Source organism: Microbacterium kunmingense, assembly GCF_023155745.1.
GTDB lineage: Bacteria > Actinomycetota > Actinomycetes > Actinomycetales > Microbacteriaceae > Microbacterium > Microbacterium kunmingense.
Map to the genome: position 1 here is coordinate 1 of NZ_JAKNUS010000017.1, position 14756 is coordinate 14756.

Genomic DNA, 14756 nt, shown 5'->3' on the forward strand with positions numbered 1-14756 from the left:
GCCATCGTGCGGTGTCGTCTTTCTGTGTGAGTTCTTGGTCGTTCTCACTGACCATCGCACGATGGCTCACCCCGTCGCGGTCACGACGCCGCGGGCCCGAAAGACCACCACCCCGCGGGACTCCAGGCCCGGTAGCCGGGGAACGACTGGGCCCGGCCGGTGAAACCATGCGCCCACTCGGTGAGATCGTCCAGCCGCCCCCTGTGCGTCAGGATGGGGTGAGACACCAGCACTGCTGACCTTCGCACTGCACGGGGCGAGAACGGACCAATACTGAGATGACGATGACGGTTGCTGACGTCGGCACCGATGATGGGGCTATGGCTCCTCGTGCTGACCGGCCCAAGAGGCGGACGTTCACCGCCGAGTTCAAAGCGGCGATCCTGGCCGAGTACGACGCCGCGGACCGCTCTGGGCGTGGGGAGATCCTGCGCCGGGAGGGCCTGTACACCTCCCACATCATCGAGTGGCGCAAGGCCGCGGCCGCCGGCTCGCTGTCCGGGCTGGGCAGCAAGCCGCGGGACCGGCGCGAGCGGGAGCTGCAGGCGCTACGGGCCCGGGCGGAGAAGGCCGAGGCCGAGCTGGCCAAGACCAGGGCGGCGCTGGACCTGATGGGAAAAGCACACGCGCTCTTGGAGACGCTCTCCGAGAGCGCGGACAAGCCGCCGCGGTCGCCGCGGTGATCAACCCGGCCGTCGACGGGCTGGCCGAGCACGTCGGCACCGCGGCTGCGTGCGCGCTGCTGGGTCGCTCCCGCGCCAGTCACTACCGGGCCAAGAACCCGCCACCGCCACGTCCACGGACACCGCGGCCGGCACCGGCGAACAAGCTGTCCGCCGCCGAGCGGGCCCACGTGCTGGCCGTGTTGACCAGCCAGCGGTTCGCGGACAAGTCGGTCGCCCAGGTCTGGGCCACGCTGCTGGACGAGGGCACCTACCTGTGCTCGATGTCCACGATGCACCGGATCCTGCGCGAGCACGACATGGCCGGGGAACGGCGCCGGCAGGCGAGCCACCCGCCCCGGACCCGGCCCGAGCTCGTCGCGACGGCGCCGGGGCAGGTGTGGAGTTGGGACATCACAAAGCTCAAGGGGCCGGAGCGGGGCGTGTACTACGACCTGTACGTCGTGCTCGACATCTTCTCCAGGTTCGTCGTGGGCTGGACCATCGCGGCCCGCGAGGACGCCGAGATCGCCAAGAACCTGCTCGAGCACGCCATGGGCATCCATGGCGTGCCGGAGGCGATCCACGCCGACCGCGGGACCTCGATGACCTCCAAACCGGTCGCTCAGCTGCTCGTCGACCTCGGGGTGGCCAGGTCGCACTCCCGCCCGCACGTGTCGAACGACAACCCTTACAGCGAGGCGGCGTTCAAGACGCTGAAGTACGCCCCGGTCTTCCCCGAGCGCTTCGGGTCCCTGGCCGACGCCGGCGCGTTCGCCGAGCAGTTCTTCGCCTACTACAACCACGAGCACCGCCACTGCGGGATCGGGCTGCACACCCCCGCCAGCGTCCACTTCGGCACCGCCGGGCAGGTCCGCGCCCAGCGCCAGGCCACCCTGGACGCGGCCTACGCCGCCCGTCCCGAGCGCTTCGGCCACCGCCGACCCCAGGCGCCCAAGCTGCCCGAGGCCGCCTGGATCAACCAGCCCTCACAGGAGGCCCTCATACAGACCGCCTGACGGAATCTGTCTCACCCGCCTTGACACTTTCCGGAAGACCACGGCCTGCTCACTCGCACCGTCTACCCCGAGGTTCCCGCTCGCGTGGAGTACGAACTTACTGACCTCGGACACAGCGCAGCCGCCCCGTTGAAGCATCTGCGCGACTGGGTTGAACACAACGTCGGAACCGACCAGTAGCGACCCCCTCGGCGCTACATCGAGCCAGGAGTCCCGGCCTCCGCGTAATACCGCGTCAACACAGACGAGGCGTCGCGGTCGCCGTCACCGGACACGACAGAGTTCAGCAGGTACCGGTACCCGTCACCGGTCGTCATCACCCTAATTGATAACGTCACACCTAGAAGGTGCGAAGTAACCGACGCGCGAGCACAGGAGCGCTTCTGTCATTTCGAAGGCGAGACTTCGCGCGATTGGGATTCGCCGGGCCATCCTTCTTCTCTTTCGTCGAACGTCACCGCAACACCGTGTCGCTGGGGTTCGTGAAATCTTCTTCCGGAAGCGAAACCCAGGTACTGCGCCATGAGGAACTCGCCGCAGCGATGCACAGGCGTTCGACAGTTCGGTCGCACGAACCGATCGTTTGTTAACGGACGGCACTGTACGTCGATCGAAAGTCGCGCCGACACCCCCTGCGAATTCGCGTCGCGGGATAGTTTGCCAGGATCCGGCGATCAGCGTGGTGCGCATCAAGGAGGTGCGCAGCGGCCTCAGCACGAGGAGCCTGCCCGCGAGGCCGACCACCCCGCCCCTAGGAACGGTAGGAGTGCGACGTCGGGGCGAGCTGGGGGCCACCCCCCGAGACCGAAAGTAGCACCGCAGCGACGATAAGCGCCACGCCAACCAGGGTGGTCGTCAGCTCCCCGACCAACGAACCGATCCATCCGCGTTCCTGGAGGTCTCGGAACATCCTTATGCTCAGCCCGAACGTTCCGTTCGAGCTGCGAACCGATCGTCTCGATGCGTCGTGGCAGACGCCTCAGCTGTCCACCGATGACCTGGAGTTGCACGCGGCCGTCGGCGAACATCTCCCTTGAGTCCATCGCCAGACGTATGAAATGAGGAGTTCGAGCAAGGGCCCGATCGACCAAGTCGTAGTCGGCAACGAGCTGGCACAGCGTTCCCTCGAGTGACACGAAGGAAACGACTGGCGTTCTCCTCCGCTGTTGGGGACGTCGGGTCGGCTGAAATAATGGCCGGGACGATACGGTGGCGAGTCAGAGCGCCGTGATCCACCGCGCGATCTCGTCAGCGATCTCGTCGCTATTGTCTTCGACCATCAGCGAGTGGCCGTTCCCAGCGAGAAGAGGCAGTTCGGACGACCAGAAGGTGACGGCGGCGCCCTGATCGGTGAGCCAGGCCACGATGTCCTGATCCAGCTGCGAGGGGTGGTCGGTATCGGCTCCACCCGTGAAGACGAGAATCGGCTTGTTCGTGAACGCGTCGGTCGGCCCGATCCTCATTTGGCTCCCACCGATGTTCTGACGCTGATAAAGCATCCGGGCCGGGATCGGCCGAAGGGTGCGGCGGAACACCTCGATGCACTCGCGGGGGAACCGCCGGCTGGGTCCGATGGCCTTGTCGTTCACGAAGGCGCTTGTGGGTTCCCAGAAACCCATCTTCGGGATGGTCCAGTCGATGGCCGCTCCACGGATGGAGACCTCCTGGTCGGACTCCCTCACGATCTCGGGCACCGCCTGTATATTTCCAGGCGGGCCCGGAGCGACGGCTACGAGCCCGTCGATGAGATCGCCATGCGTCTCTAGGAGGCGGAAGCCAATCGGACCTGCCATCGAGTGCACGACCAGCACGACGTTCCGGCCGAGACCAGAGAGGAACACGCCCATCCCTCGGCACACGCTCTCATAGTCCAGCCGCGCAGACGCCGCACGATCATCGACGTGTTGGGCCGCCTCATAGGACAACCCCAGCCAGTCCACCACCAGCACACCGTAGCCATGCGATACGAATCGTGCCGCCCAGCCCTGTCGGCCGTCGGGCGTCTCGAGATAGTACTCGTTCGAGGCACCACCCCCGTGCACGAGGACGATCCACCGAGCAGGCGCACCCGACGGCGCCAGTTCGGTGTACGAGATCGGCGCGACGTCGTCTGGGCGTGAAATCGAATCCATAGCTTCCCCAGGCCTGTTAGGCAATGACGGCGTCGAGGGCCCGTGCGAGCCTCTCCGGATGCGTGAGCATCACCAAATGGCTTCCGTCGATCTCGATCGTGCGCGGACTATCAAGCCGCCCGGCCGCGGCCTGGTAGATCTCAGCGGGAACGGCCTGGTCCTGAGCGAGGAACACATAACTTGACGGGATGCTGCTCGCCCAGAACCGGTCGAGGCGGATCGGCTCATCGGACCAGCCTGCCGGCGCTGGGACGAGCCTCGGCTCGAGCGCGGCGAGCTGCTGCTGCTCGAACGGGGACATGTCCTGCATAGACGCGGCCCAGAGCTCAGGCGGCATGACGATGGTGTTGTCGTCGGACTGACTCGCAAGCGCCTTCGTCGCTGCGACCAACGGATCGGGGAGCACGTCGTTAATGGTCTCGCCGTCGCGCAGCACCCAGGCGTCGACGAAGACGACCCGGCCGATGCGCTCGGGCATCGCCTCAGCGACGAGTTGGATGAGCGGACCTCCGCCGCTATGACCGACGAGCACGATGTCGAGCTGGGTGAGCTCTCTTACCTGATCGATCAGATCGCGCGCCATCATGCTCATCGTGACGCCGGAGCGGTCCACGTCACCGTCTTCGAGACCGCGCAGCGTCGGCGCGATCACCTCGTGCCCCATTCTGCGCAATTCGTCGGCGACGCCGTCCCACACCCAGCCGCCTACCCATCCGCCGTGCACCAGTACGATCTGCATTGATCATCCTCTTCGCATATTTATCTGCTGAGCAGAACTTGTTCCTAACTAGAAGACACAATAGCTTGCGCGGCGCCAACAGTCCAGCATGGCTCGAGCTCTCTTCAGAACGCGCCGAACGACCCCTGCACCAGGTCGCAGGGGAAAGAGACGACGAGCCTTCAGGAGGTCAGGTCGGCCAGACGTACGGCTGCCTCATCGAGGAGTGCGACGAGGGTCTTCACCTTGCGGGGAGGCAAGCGGAACACCGGGGCAGATGCGTTGATCGCCAACCGCAGCCCGCTCGCCGAGGGAACGGCCACGGCCACCGAGGCCACGCCCTCCTCGCTCTCCTCCCGGTTCGTTGCATAGCCCTGCTTCGCGACAAGATCCAGTTGTGCGAGGAGCTCGGTCTTGGTACGGATCGACTGCGGAGTCACCTGTGAGAGTTGCTCGTCGGGGTAGAGACGGTCCAATTGTTCTCGCGGGAGCTGCGCCAGGAGAACCTTTCCCGTGGAGGTGCAATGGGCCGGCATCTCCTTGCCCAACCGTGAAGCGACTCGCACCGCCGTCGTCGGTTCCGAGACTGCGAGAAAGCGAGTGGAGTTGCCGTCGAGCGTGCCGAGGTGAACCGTCTCGCCGGCTTGGTGGCTGAGTTCCTCGAGGATCGGTTGCACGATCTGCGGGATGTCCATCTTTCTCAGCACCGAGAAGGCGATCGTGGTCAACGACGGCCCTGGCCCGTATGTCTTCGTTCGCGGGTCTTGCCGCACGAATCCTCGCCATTGAAGCATCGCGAGGATGCGATGCGCCGTTGAGGTCGCGACACCCAGGTGCTTGCTGGCGTCCGTCAGTCGAAGTTCGTTCTTCTCACCGAGCAGGAGCAGGAGTTTCAGGGCATTGTCGACCGACTCGATCGGTATTGCGGAGCCGCATCGACTCCGTCGGCTGCTCTATTTCTCTGCACAACAGAAACTGTATCGTTCCTGCCGGCCCTCAGGGCCGCCATCAAGGGCAAGGCGATCCCGTCCAGGTCTATCCGGACGCCGATTCGAGCAGCCGGCCCAGTCGTACACGAACGTCGGAAAGCGACGATCCCGCTGCGATGGACCGGCGGACTTCGACGAGAGCGCGGGGCCAATTCAGTACCACTGCCCCGTCGAATGACAGACCATTCTGAGAGTACAGAGACGCGATCCGGTCGGGTGTTCGAGGGTCCGTCACCATCTCGGGGTTGACTGCCGTCGTGCGACCGACGATGTGCAGCTTCCAGTTGAACTGGTCACTCCAGACATACTCGACAGGCAGATATGAGCGTCGGTCGTCGGGATGAGCGATGTTGTGCGCGACACAGCGCGCCTGGTCGACCGCATTCGTCCAGTGCTCAAGACGGGTGAGATCGCCGCGAACCGGATGCCGCCACCGCGCAACATCGCCGATCGCATGGATTTCCGGGGCGCCGAGTGCCGTGAGGAATTCGTCGCAGACGAGACCGTCGTCGATCTCGAGCCCTGAGTCCTCGAGCCATTCGACGTTCGGCACTGCCCCGATGCCGATGACGACGACATCACCGTGGAGCTCGGAACCGTCATCCAGGAGCACGCGGAAGTCTCCCTTCGCACCGTCGATCTGCGCGACCGTCCGTCCGAGAACCGCATGTACGCCATGCCGGGAGTGCTTCTGCGAGAAGAGGGCGCCAATCTCGTCACCGAGCCGGCGTGACATCAGGTCGCGTGTCGCCGAGACCAGGGTGACATCGACTCCGAGCCCAAGAGCGGTCGCGGCGACCTCGGCGCCGATGAAGCCCGCTCCGATGACGATGATCCTGCGATCGGGAACTAGCTCGGCGCGCAGCCGGTCTGCGTCGTCGAGTGTCCGCAGCACATGGATTCCCTCGCCTTCACCCCACGGCGACGGCCGCGCGCGGACGCCGGTCGCCACCACGAGGTCATCGAAGCCGACCCGCCGTCCATTCGCCAGCCGGAGCTCCGACAACGCACGGTCCAGACCTACCGCCGGCACACCGAGACGAAGGTCGATGTTAAGCTCGAGCGCCTCCGCCGCCGTGAGGAGCGTGACCTCGGCTGCACCTGCACCGACGAGGTATCCCTTCGACAGCGGCGGCTTGTCGTAGGGCAGCACGGGCTCGGAGCCGATGAGCACAACGTCTCCGCGATACCCCTCTGCCCGAAGCGCCTGCGCGGCCCGTACCCCCGCGATCGACGCACCGACAATCGCTGTCGTCATTCGTCTTCCACCCGGAGCGCGGAAACCGGGCAGCTGTTCGCCGCCTCGGTGACCCGTTTCCGGTCGGCCTCGTCGACCTCTGTTCTGAGCAGGATCACGACGCCGTCGTCATCGAGATCGAAATAGTCTCCCGCGGCCATGATGCAGTTGGCGTAGCCCTGACAGAGCCCGAGATCCGCTTTCACGACAGGCATGTGTCACTCCTCTCCTGCTTCTTCAGGCGTTATCTCAGGGAACATCGGTGCGAACGGTTGGGCGATCATGGCGGAGAACGTCGCCGTAGTCTGCCAGGTCAGCGCCTCGAGCTCGAGCGGATCGAGAGCGACCCACTGCCCGGATCGCGGCGACTCGATCAGGAGCCGGGAGCCGTTGCGTGTCTCCACGCGAGATACCCGGATCTCCGAGAACTCATTGGCGATCGAGATCGGAGCCCCTACCCGCTGGTCTTCGAGCCGCTGACGTTCGTCTGCTGCTGCGATGGCCGCGATGCGGTCGTCCTCTTCGCCTTCCCATTCGAGTTTCATAGGAAGATCGCCAGATTCTGTGTGCGCAAGACCGACTCGTCGACCGTGATGGTTCGGCGTGCGAGCTGCAACCCGCCGCCGACACGTCGCAGAACGTCTTCGCGGCCGGCCGAGATCACCGCGGGCTCGTGCACGTCGCCGCGACTGCGGAAAAGAAGCACCGCAGAATCGACGACGACCTCGCCCGGGACGTCGCTCTCGAAGGTGCGCACGTTCGTGACGAAGTGACGGAGCCGGGAGGGCGGATCCTCTGTCCAGGCGTGTTCCGTGAGGAAGCGGGCGACCCGCCGGCTCAGGGAGTACTTGTTCTCGTCCCAATGCGCCATGCCCGGAGACGTCGAGTACCCGGCGCCGAGCGCGGTAGTGACCTGCACGGGCATGATGTAGTGCACATCGTCGGCGATGAGGTCGAGCCAGTCCTCGTACCGCTGCTCGTCGAGGATGTATGCCTCTTCGACGAGCCACCTGTGCGTCTCCAGATGCAGGCCGTCCGAGAACGACAACGAACTCCCCACCCGCGTGGCTTTGGTCGTATGTGCTCCGAGCGGCGACTCTTTCAGTCGAACCCAGCGCGCCTCGGTCATGACAGCCCCTCCGGCATCCCCACCGACGAGATGATCAGCGCGGTCGGCTCCGTCTCGAGGTAGTCCGCCCAGCGCTCGAGCAGATGCCGCTGGTTGTACTCTCCGTAACCGACGTGGGCCACGCCCGGGCCAGAGAACGCGTCCGGTCCGAGCGGCTCCACGACGAATCTGCCGTCTTTCAGCACGCCCATCCGGCTGTTCAGCAGCAAGCGCCGCGCCATATTCCCTTTCGCGGTGTTCGTAAGGGACACCCAGTTCTCCACATCGTCCTGCTCGAACATCCCCGTGCTGCCGAAGCACATCAGGTACGCCTTGTACGACAGAGCCTTGAACTCCTCCGGTGCCGCTGCGTCGACGGCGAACCAGGAAAGCACCTCGGTCTCGTTCTCGCTGATCGGCTGCCAGGTACGGATCGAGATGAACGGGAGCACGTCGTCGCCGTCTTCCACCTTCGGCCAGTTGTGCACGAAGCTCATGTTCGGGAAGATCGAGGCCGCCGAGATCATGAAGCCGTTCTCGCCGATCACATTGAGCTGGTCCTGGGACCAGACCTCCTTCATCCGGTCGATCATCTCGTCGGGGTAGCCCACGTAGCGCAGCCGCTCCTCGAGCGTTCCCTCCGGAAGCTTGTAGGTCGTGCCTCCGCCGTTGCCCGCCCAGTACGTGTTGCCGTCTTTACGCTTCTCCGCCTTCGGTTCGCGGAAGAGGCCGATCTCGACCACCGAGGTGTGGGTCTGTGGCGTGTGGTACATGTCGCCGGCGAAGTTCTCTGCGCCGATCTTCCAGTTCGCCTTCACCCGCCAGCGCTGCGGGCCGCGGAGCTCGATGCCCGAGGAGCTCTGCTTCGTGTAGTAGTCGAGATAGAAAGCGAAATCGCCGAGGTAGTCGATCAGCGGTGGCGCATCCGGATCCATGCTGATGAAGATCAACCCGTTGTAGCTGTCGAGGCTCGGCGCCGGAAGCAGGCGGGCTCCCTTGCGATTGAAGCCAGCCTCGCCACCGTACGCCTCTTCGTGGAACGGCAGCCCCACGATTCGTCCGTCGTTGCGGTACGACCAGCCGTGATACGGGCAGCGGAAGTGCGAGGCGTTGCCCATTTCCGCCCGGCACACCTGCATTCCTCGGTGCAGGCACATGTTGAACATCGCCTTGACGGAGCCACTCTCGTCGCGCACCACGATGAACGAGTCGTCGAGCACTCGCCGCACCACGTAGTCGCCGGGCTGAGGGATCTCTGATTCGTGACCCACGAAGATCCACGCGCGACTGAACAAGCGCTCCCGCTCGAGCCCTGTGCGTCAGGATGGGGTGAGACACCAGCACTGCTGACCTTCGCACTGCACGGGGCGAGAACGGACCAATACTGAGATGACGATGACGGTTGCTGACGTCGGCACCGATGATGGGGCTATGGCTCCTCGTGCTGACCGGCCCAAGAGGCGGACGTTCACCGCCGAGTTCAAAGCGGCGATCCTGGCCGAGTACGACGCCGCGGACCGCTCTGGGCGTGGGGAGATCCTGCGCCGGGAGGGCCTGTACACCTCCCACATCATCGAGTGGCGCAAGGCCGCGGCCGCCGGCTCGCTGTCCGGGCTGGGCAGCAAGCCGCGGGACCGGCGCGAGCGGGAGCTGCAGGCGCTACGGGCCCGGGCGGAGAAGGCCGAGGCCGAGCTGGCCAAGACCAGGGCGGCGCTGGACCTGATGGGAAAAGCACACGCGCTCTTGGAGACGCTCTCCGAGAGCGCGGACAAGCCGCCGCGGTCGCCGCGGTGATCAACCCGGCCGTCGACGGGCTGGCCGAGCACGTCGGCACCGCGGCTGCGTGCGCGCTGCTGGGTCGCTCCCGCGCCAGTCACTACCGGGCCAAGAACCCGCCACCGCCACGTCCACGGACACCGCGGCCGGCACCGGCGAACAAGCTGTCCGCCGCCGAGCGGGCCCACGTGCTGGCCGTGTTGACCAGCCAGCGGTTCGCGGACAAGTCGGTCGCCCAGGTCTGGGCCACGCTGCTGGACGAGGGCACCTACCTGTGCTCGATGTCCACGATGCACCGGATCCTGCGCGAGCACGACATGGCCGGGGAACGGCGCCGGCAGGCGAGCCACCCGCCCCGGACCCGGCCCGAGCTCGTCGCGACGGCGCCGGGGCAGGTGTGGAGTTGGGACATCACAAAGCTCAAGGGGCCGGAGCGGGGCGTGTACTACGACCTGTACGTCGTGCTCGACATCTTCTCCAGGTTCGTCGTGGGCTGGACCATCGCGGCCCGCGAGGACGCCGAGATCGCCAAGAACCTGCTCGAGCACGCCATGGGCATCCATGGCGTGCCGGAGGCGATCCACGCCGACCGCGGGACCTCGATGACCTCCAAACCGGTCGCTCAGCTGCTCGTCGACCTCGGGGTGGCCAGGTCGCACTCCCGCCCGCACGTGTCGAACGACAACCCTTACAGCGAGGCGGCGTTCAAGACGCTGAAGTACGCCCCGGTCTTCCCCGAGCGCTTCGGGTCCCTGGCCGACGCCGGCGCGTTCGCCGAGCAGTTCTTCGCCTACTACAACCACGAGCACCGCCACTGCGGGATCGGGCTGCACACCCCCGCCAGCGTCCACTTCGGCACCGCCGGGCAGGTCCGCGCCCAGCGCCAGGCCACCCTGGACGCGGCCTACGCCGCCCGTCCCGAGCGCTTCGGCCACCGCCGACCCCAGGCGCCCAAGCTGCCCGAGGCCGCCTGGATCAACCAGCCCTCACAGGAGGCCCTCATACAGACCGCCTGACGGAATCTGTCTCACCCGCCTTGACACTTTCCGCTTCGATTACAGCCCGATCACGGAGCGACCGACGATTTCGTGGCCGAATGGGGCCCGAGTGGCGTTCTATGTCGGGCTGAACATCGAGCACTATCAGATCGACAAGCCCTCCACGAGCATCTTCGGCGGTACCGCGATGCTGCAGCCGGATCCTTCGGGAGCTGGGGTATGACTACGTCCTGGACTGGACGAACGACGATCAGCCGTATCCGCTGAACGTCGACGGGATGTTCAGCGTTCCCTACACGATAGAACTCAACGATGTGACGATGTTCGTGAGTAAGAGCTATACCGGCCCGCAGTTCCTGGAAGCGGTGATCGACCAGTTCGATCAGCTCTATTCAGACTCCGAGCACTCGGGTCGCGTCATGTCGCTGCCGTTGCACCCGTTCATCGTCGGCCAGCCGTTCCGCCACCGCTACCTTGATCGGGCCCTCGAGCACATCACGTCTCACGATGGTGTCTGGGTGACGACGAGCGATGCCATCGCGGCGCACTATCAGTCGACGGGGAACAGGAGAGCCGATTCGTGACGAATACGGAGCTGATCGATGAGTACGCACGGCTGCGCGACGAGTTCAAGGCCAAGGGATTGGGCGGCCGGATCGGCTACGGCGAGAAGCCGGCGCTGCTGATCGTCGACTTGATCACCGGATTCACGGACAGCCGTTCGCCCCTGTCAGGCGAACTGGAGTCACAGCTGGCCGCCACCAATGCCTTACTCGTCCCCGCCCGTGAACTCGAGATCCCCATCTTCTTCTCGACGGTCGCGTACGACACCGAATTGCAGGAGGCGGGGCTCTGGATCAAGAAGATCCCGTCCAACCACCTGTTGGTGGAGGGCAGCGAATGGGTGGAGGTCGACAGCAGGCTGGGCCAGCTGCCCCACGAGATGACCCTGGTGAAGAAGTACGCATCCTGCTTCTTCGGAACTGATCTCGCCGCACGCTTGATCTCACGGGGTGTCGACACCATCATCATCGTCGGCTGCACCACCAGTGGGTGCGTGCGCGCCTCGGCGGTTGACGCCTGCTCCTACGGCTTCCACACCATCGTCGTCGAAGAGGCAGTCGGCGACCGGGCAGCCCTTCCGCACCTGGCCAGCCTCTTTGACATCGACGCGAAGTACGGCGATGTCGTCAGCCTCGACGACGCACGTGCTTACCTGCGGGGGCTTGCGCAACAGAACGATTGACTGCAGTAACGCCGTGGGGCCAACTTCCTCTGTGCGGAATATTGAACCGGCGTGCAGGCCGAGATCCCGCAGATGCTGGCGCAGGGCGGCGGATCCATCATCAACACCGCCTCGTCCCTCGGGCAGGTCGCCATCGCCCACCAGTCCGCCTACGTCACGTCGAAGCACGGCGTCATCGGCCTCACCCGAGCCGCCGCGGTGGAGTACTCCGACAAAGGCATCCGCGTGAACGCAGTGCTGCCCGGGGTGATCCAGACGCCAATGATAGACGCGCTGGAGGAGACCTACCCCGGCTTCAAGGACGCGCTGCTGACGAAGCACCCGATCGGCCGACTCGGCACGCCGCACGACATCGCCGAGATGGTCGCGTGGCTCGGTTCCGACGCGGCCGCCTTCGCGACCGGCGCGCAGTTCGCCGTCGACGGCGGGTACCTCGCGATTTAGACGAGGTGGCCACGACGGACGGGAGGCACGGTGTCAGCTGACACCGTGCCTCACGTCCGTCACCGGTCGCGCCGCGACCCGCGTGTCAGCCGTTCTTCGCGGCCAGTCGGTCCGTCTCGCTGTCGTTCCGCCACCCGGCGGTCGCGCCGCCGTCGACGCTGTAGTTCTGTCCGGTCACCCAAGAGGACTCGTCGGAGGCCAGGTAGAGCGGCATGTACGCGATGTCCTCGCCCGTGCCGGGGCGTTGAATGAGCGCGTTGCCGACCTGCCAGGCCTTGCCCTCCGCATCCACCGCCTTGTCCGTCGCCGGGGTGCTGACGAAGCCAGGCGAGATCGAGTTCGCGCGGACGCCGTAGCGGGCGCCCTCCGCAGCGAGCGACTTCGTCATCGCGATGACGCCGCCCTTCGCGGTGGTGTGCGCGACCTGGCGAGCGGCTCGATCCCGCGACCTTCGCGATCGACGGAAAGCAACTCGAGATCGATCTCGAGTTCGAGGCCTGGGCCAAGAGCGCGCGCCGCATCGGCGCAGCCACCCGGCGTCCGGCGAGGACGTCGCGGGGCGGACGGGCCGATCTCAACACGGTGCGTGAATGGGCCAGTCAGAACGGACACCAGGTCAGCGATCGCGGCAGGGTTCCCGCGTCCATCCTCGAGGCGTACGACGCGGCGCACTGACGCGGTCACTCCTGGGCTGAGCCGCGCGCTGCGCGCCAGTGCTCCGTGACGGGATAACCGGAGCGCACGTGCGCGCGCACGTGGACCTCCCCCGAAGGGGATCCGCTGCCGCCCGGCTCCGGCGGCGGAGGGTTCTGTGTCCAGCCTGAGCCAGGGACCCAGACCGTCCCCGGTTGCACGGGCGCGTCGGCGAGCGCGGGATCGATCAGCTGACGCGCGAGAGCCACGGCCTCACCCAGATCGGTGATCCCGCCGGCTGAGGGCGTGCCGGCCGCGAGCACCCGGTAGGGACCGTCCCAACCGTCCGGGACCGTGAACGTAGTGAACGAGTCGAGCTTTGACAGTGCACGCTTCGCGTCGATGGCCATCTGCAGCTCGCGCAGGTCGACGCGCTGCGTGCGTGCAATGGTGACGATGTCCACCAGGTCTTTCGCGCGGCTGCTGGGGCGGCCGTTGTAGGTGCTCATCGTCGCAGTGACCTTCTCCGCGACCTGATCGGAGATCGGGAACAGCCGGTAGGGGTGCGACGGGACCGGCCGCCCCAGCTGCAGCCGCGTCGACGGCTCGATCGTCTCGACGCGGCCGACCGGGGGAGGGCCGACGACCACGTCGATGGGGATGTCGGAGATCCTCCGGCCGGTGTTCGCGTCCAGACATGTGAACACCAGGCGCCGGGTCGCGACACCCGGCTGGTTCTCTCCTCGCCCGGTCGCACGGGCACGGGTGAGCTGGAACCGCACATGGTCGCCGAGATCACGCGCGGCTGCCTGCTCGAGCGCCTGCTGCGCGGCATCCAGATCGGCGGCGCCGGTCGAGGCCAGATCCAGGTCTTTCGTCGACCGTGACTTCGGCACCCGGGCGAGCATCGCCGTGCCGCCCTTGAGCAGCCACTCGGACTCTTCCCCCTCCGCAAAGACCCGGCTGAGGAAACGATCGTGCTGTGCCTGCACGATCTGCGCATTCACATCCAGCGCGCTCGCGCCGTCACCGGCTGCCTTCGTCGCGGCCGCCTTGATCGCCTGCGCAAGCCCCGTCCAGTCTTTGTAGCCGTCGGGCTCAGGCATCGGCCGGCACCACCGCGTCGACGCCCGCAAGAGCGAGCAGATCAGCCGCGAGCGCGGCACCCGAGGGGTACTTGTTGGGCTTGGCCAGCGGCTCCAGATACTCGGTCAGGCGGGCGGGGGAGAGCAGCTTTCCCGCGTCCGCGGCGTCGGCGAGCGCATCGGCGACGAGGGAGCGGTCGACCCACTGCTCGATCAGGTCGGCGATCGTGCGCTCGACGCTCATGGTCGGCATCCCGTCGACGGAGACCACCTCGGTGGGCGCGAGCTCGCGGGTGCGGAGCCGCACCCCGTCCAGGCGGGTACCGCGGCGGGTGGGAACGACGAACTCGAGTGGCCCGGGGAACCAGTCGCCGATGCCATGCAGCTGCGCGGCCGTCTGGCCTGCGGCGACGACGGGCGGGACGCCGGTGTCTGTGCGGGGACGGTCGGCGCCGCCGAGGGCGAGCCAGGTCGCGAGGATCGCCTCCTGCTCGTGCTCTGGCGCGCCGGCGAGGCGGTAGACGCCGCGCGCGACGCGGATGAGCGCGCCGCTGTTGGCGAGGCGCGTCAGGGTCGGGCGCGCCACGCCAGCCTCGAGCGCCTGGGCGGTGGTCACCAGGCCCCAACGCTGTGACGCGAGCTCGCCCAGACGAGCGAAAGTTGATCCTGCCATGCGCACAGTGTAGCGAGAAACCGCAACAAACGTTGT

The 14756-nt window shown here is 66.3% G+C and carries 18 protein-coding genes and 1 pseudogene; 7 read left to right on the forward strand and 12 right to left on the reverse strand.

The genetic code is table 11. From position 1 onward, the window contains the following. Positions 1-284 precede the first annotated feature (284 nt). Positions 285-1681 (forward strand): IS3 family transposase gene (locus MA875_RS17065; RefSeq protein WP_370428832.1). Its coding sequence is split into 2 segments (ribosomal slippage): positions 285-621 and positions 621-1681, totalling 1398 coding nucleotides; the frame shifts between segments, so codons are not numbered across the junction. 84 nt (positions 1682-1765) lie between these two features. Further along, entirely contained in the window at positions 1766-1861 is a 96-nt protein-coding gene (locus tag MA875_RS17070; RefSeq protein WP_370651862.1) for a hypothetical protein, read from the forward strand. A gap of 1037 nt (positions 1862-2898) precedes the next feature. Here the strand turns inward: MA875_RS17070 and MA875_RS17075 are convergent. The 9 genes and pseudogenes from MA875_RS17075 to MA875_RS17115 form a co-directional block, all read right to left on the reverse strand. Beyond that, a complete protein-coding gene (locus tag MA875_RS17075) occupies positions 2899-3813 on the reverse strand; it encodes an alpha/beta fold hydrolase (RefSeq protein ID WP_005054941.1) in 915 nt (304 codons plus the stop codon). Positions 3814-3829: 16 nt separating this feature from the next. Further along, the gene (locus tag MA875_RS17080) at positions 3830-4552 is read right to left on the reverse strand and encodes an alpha/beta fold hydrolase (RefSeq protein ID WP_005054944.1); all 723 of its coding nucleotides are present in this window, start codon (positions 4550-4552) and stop codon (positions 3830-3832) included. 161 nt (positions 4553-4713) lie between these two features. After that, positions 4714-5259 (reverse strand): IclR family transcriptional regulator, encoded by a 546-nt coding sequence (locus MA875_RS17085; RefSeq protein ID WP_223159176.1) that lies wholly within the window; start codon positions 5257-5259, stop codon positions 4714-4716. 42 nt (positions 5260-5301) lie between these two features. Then, positions 5302-5454: pseudogene (locus MA875_RS17655) on the reverse strand (helix-turn-helix domain-containing protein); the annotation flags it as partial. Between the two features lie 112 nt (positions 5455-5566). Continuing rightward, positions 5567-6778 carry an NAD(P)/FAD-dependent oxidoreductase gene (locus MA875_RS17095; protein WP_005054949.1) on the reverse strand — a complete coding sequence of 404 codons (1212 nt, stop codon included), beginning with the start codon at positions 6776-6778 and terminating at the stop codon, positions 5567-5569. Next, positions 6775-6972, reverse strand: coding sequence for a ferredoxin (locus MA875_RS17100; RefSeq protein WP_005054951.1), 198 nt, complete (start codon positions 6970-6972; stop codon positions 6775-6777). Before MA875_RS17100 ends, MA875_RS17095 begins: the two co-directional genes overlap by 4 nt. A gap of 3 nt (positions 6973-6975) precedes the next feature. Continuing rightward, positions 6976-7302, reverse strand: a complete 327-nt coding sequence (locus MA875_RS17105) for a hypothetical protein (RefSeq protein ID WP_005054953.1) — start codon at positions 7300-7302, stop codon at positions 6976-6978. After that, positions 7299-7886: a 3-phenylpropionate/cinnamic acid dioxygenase subunit beta gene (locus MA875_RS17110; RefSeq protein ID WP_005054954.1), complete on the reverse strand. Its 588-nt coding sequence runs from the start codon at positions 7884-7886 to the stop codon at positions 7299-7301. Before MA875_RS17110 ends, MA875_RS17105 begins: the two co-directional genes overlap by 4 nt. Then, the gene (locus MA875_RS17115) at positions 7883-9136 is read right to left on the reverse strand and encodes an aromatic ring-hydroxylating dioxygenase subunit alpha (RefSeq protein ID WP_005054956.1); all 1254 of its coding nucleotides are present in this window, start codon (positions 9134-9136) and stop codon (positions 7883-7885) included. Before MA875_RS17115 ends, MA875_RS17110 begins: the two co-directional genes overlap by 4 nt. 124 nt (positions 9137-9260) lie before the next feature. Here MA875_RS17115 and MA875_RS17120 point away from each other — a divergent pair. From MA875_RS17120 to MA875_RS17135, 4 genes are all read left to right on the forward strand, one after another. Beyond that, positions 9261-10657, forward strand: a protein-coding gene (locus MA875_RS17120) for an IS3 family transposase (protein WP_370428832.1) whose coding sequence is annotated in 2 segments (ribosomal slippage) — positions 9261-9597 and positions 9597-10657 — 1398 coding nt in all. Because the reading frame shifts where the segments join, the coding sequence is not laid out codon by codon here. Positions 10658-10917: 260 nt separating this feature from the next. Next, entirely contained in the window at positions 10918-11223 is a 306-nt protein-coding gene (locus MA875_RS17125) for a polysaccharide deacetylase family protein (protein ID WP_005050797.1), read from the forward strand. Continuing rightward, positions 11220-11885, forward strand: coding sequence for an N-carbamoylsarcosine amidohydrolase (locus tag MA875_RS17130; protein WP_005050795.1), 666 nt, complete (start codon positions 11220-11222; stop codon positions 11883-11885). Before MA875_RS17125 ends, MA875_RS17130 begins: the two co-directional genes overlap by 4 nt. 51 nt (positions 11886-11936) lie before the next feature. Beyond that, entirely contained in the window at positions 11937-12329 is a 393-nt protein-coding gene (locus MA875_RS17135) for an SDR family oxidoreductase (protein WP_005050794.1), read from the forward strand. Between the two features lie 85 nt (positions 12330-12414). Here the strand turns inward: MA875_RS17135 and MA875_RS17140 are convergent, their stop codons facing one another. Then, positions 12415-12858 (reverse strand): SDR family NAD(P)-dependent oxidoreductase, encoded by a 444-nt coding sequence (locus MA875_RS17140; protein ID WP_082157159.1) that lies wholly within the window; start codon positions 12856-12858, stop codon positions 12415-12417. Between MA875_RS17140 and MA875_RS17145 the strand changes: the two genes are divergently transcribed. Next, positions 12849-13004 (forward strand): Lsr2 family DNA-binding protein, encoded by a 156-nt coding sequence (locus MA875_RS17145; RefSeq protein WP_425488716.1) that lies wholly within the window; start codon positions 12849-12851, stop codon positions 13002-13004. The genes MA875_RS17140 and MA875_RS17145 overlap by 10 nt on opposite strands. A 5-nt stretch (positions 13005-13009) precedes the next feature. On the opposite strand, the gene MA875_RS17150 is transcribed toward MA875_RS17145, so the two are convergent. Together MA875_RS17150 and MA875_RS17155 are read right to left on the reverse strand one after the other, a co-directional pair. After that, positions 13010-14068, reverse strand: coding sequence for a nucleotidyl transferase AbiEii/AbiGii toxin family protein (locus MA875_RS17150; protein WP_005050776.1), 1059 nt, complete (start codon positions 14066-14068; stop codon positions 13010-13012). Further along, entirely contained in the window at positions 14061-14720 is a 660-nt protein-coding gene (locus tag MA875_RS17155; protein ID WP_005050774.1) for a type IV toxin-antitoxin system AbiEi family antitoxin domain-containing protein, read from the reverse strand. Before MA875_RS17155 ends, MA875_RS17150 begins: the two co-directional genes overlap by 8 nt. Between the last annotated feature and the right edge of the window lie 36 nt (positions 14721-14756).

Coding starts and splice junctions, on each gene's coding strand:
- MA875_RS17075 (WP_005054941.1), bottom strand. CDS start 3,813: ATGGATTCGATTTCACGCCCAGACGACGTCGCGCCGATCTCGTACACC.
- MA875_RS17080 (WP_005054944.1), bottom strand. CDS start 4,552: ATGCAGATCGTACTGGTGCACGGCGGATGGGTAGGCGGCTGGGTGTGG.
- MA875_RS17095 (WP_005054949.1), bottom strand. CDS start 6,778: ATGACGACAGCGATTGTCGGTGCGTCGATCGCGGGGGTACGGGCCGCG.
- MA875_RS17100 (WP_005054951.1), bottom strand. CDS start 6,972: ATGCCTGTCGTGAAAGCGGATCTCGGGCTCTGTCAGGGCTACGCCAAC.
- MA875_RS17105 (WP_005054953.1), bottom strand. CDS start 7,302: ATGAAACTCGAATGGGAAGGCGAAGAGGACGACCGCATCGCGGCCATC.
- MA875_RS17110 (WP_005054954.1), bottom strand. CDS start 7,886: ATGACCGAGGCGCGCTGGGTTCGACTGAAAGAGTCGCCGCTCGGAGCA.
- MA875_RS17125 (WP_005050797.1), top strand. CDS start 10,918: ATGTTCAGCGTTCCCTACACGATAGAACTCAACGATGTGACGATGTTC.
- MA875_RS17150 (WP_005050776.1), bottom strand. CDS start 14,068: ATGCCTGAGCCCGACGGCTACAAAGACTGGACGGGGCTTGCGCAGGCG.
- MA875_RS17155 (WP_005050774.1), bottom strand. CDS start 14,720: ATGGCAGGATCAACTTTCGCTCGTCTGGGCGAGCTCGCGTCACAGCGT.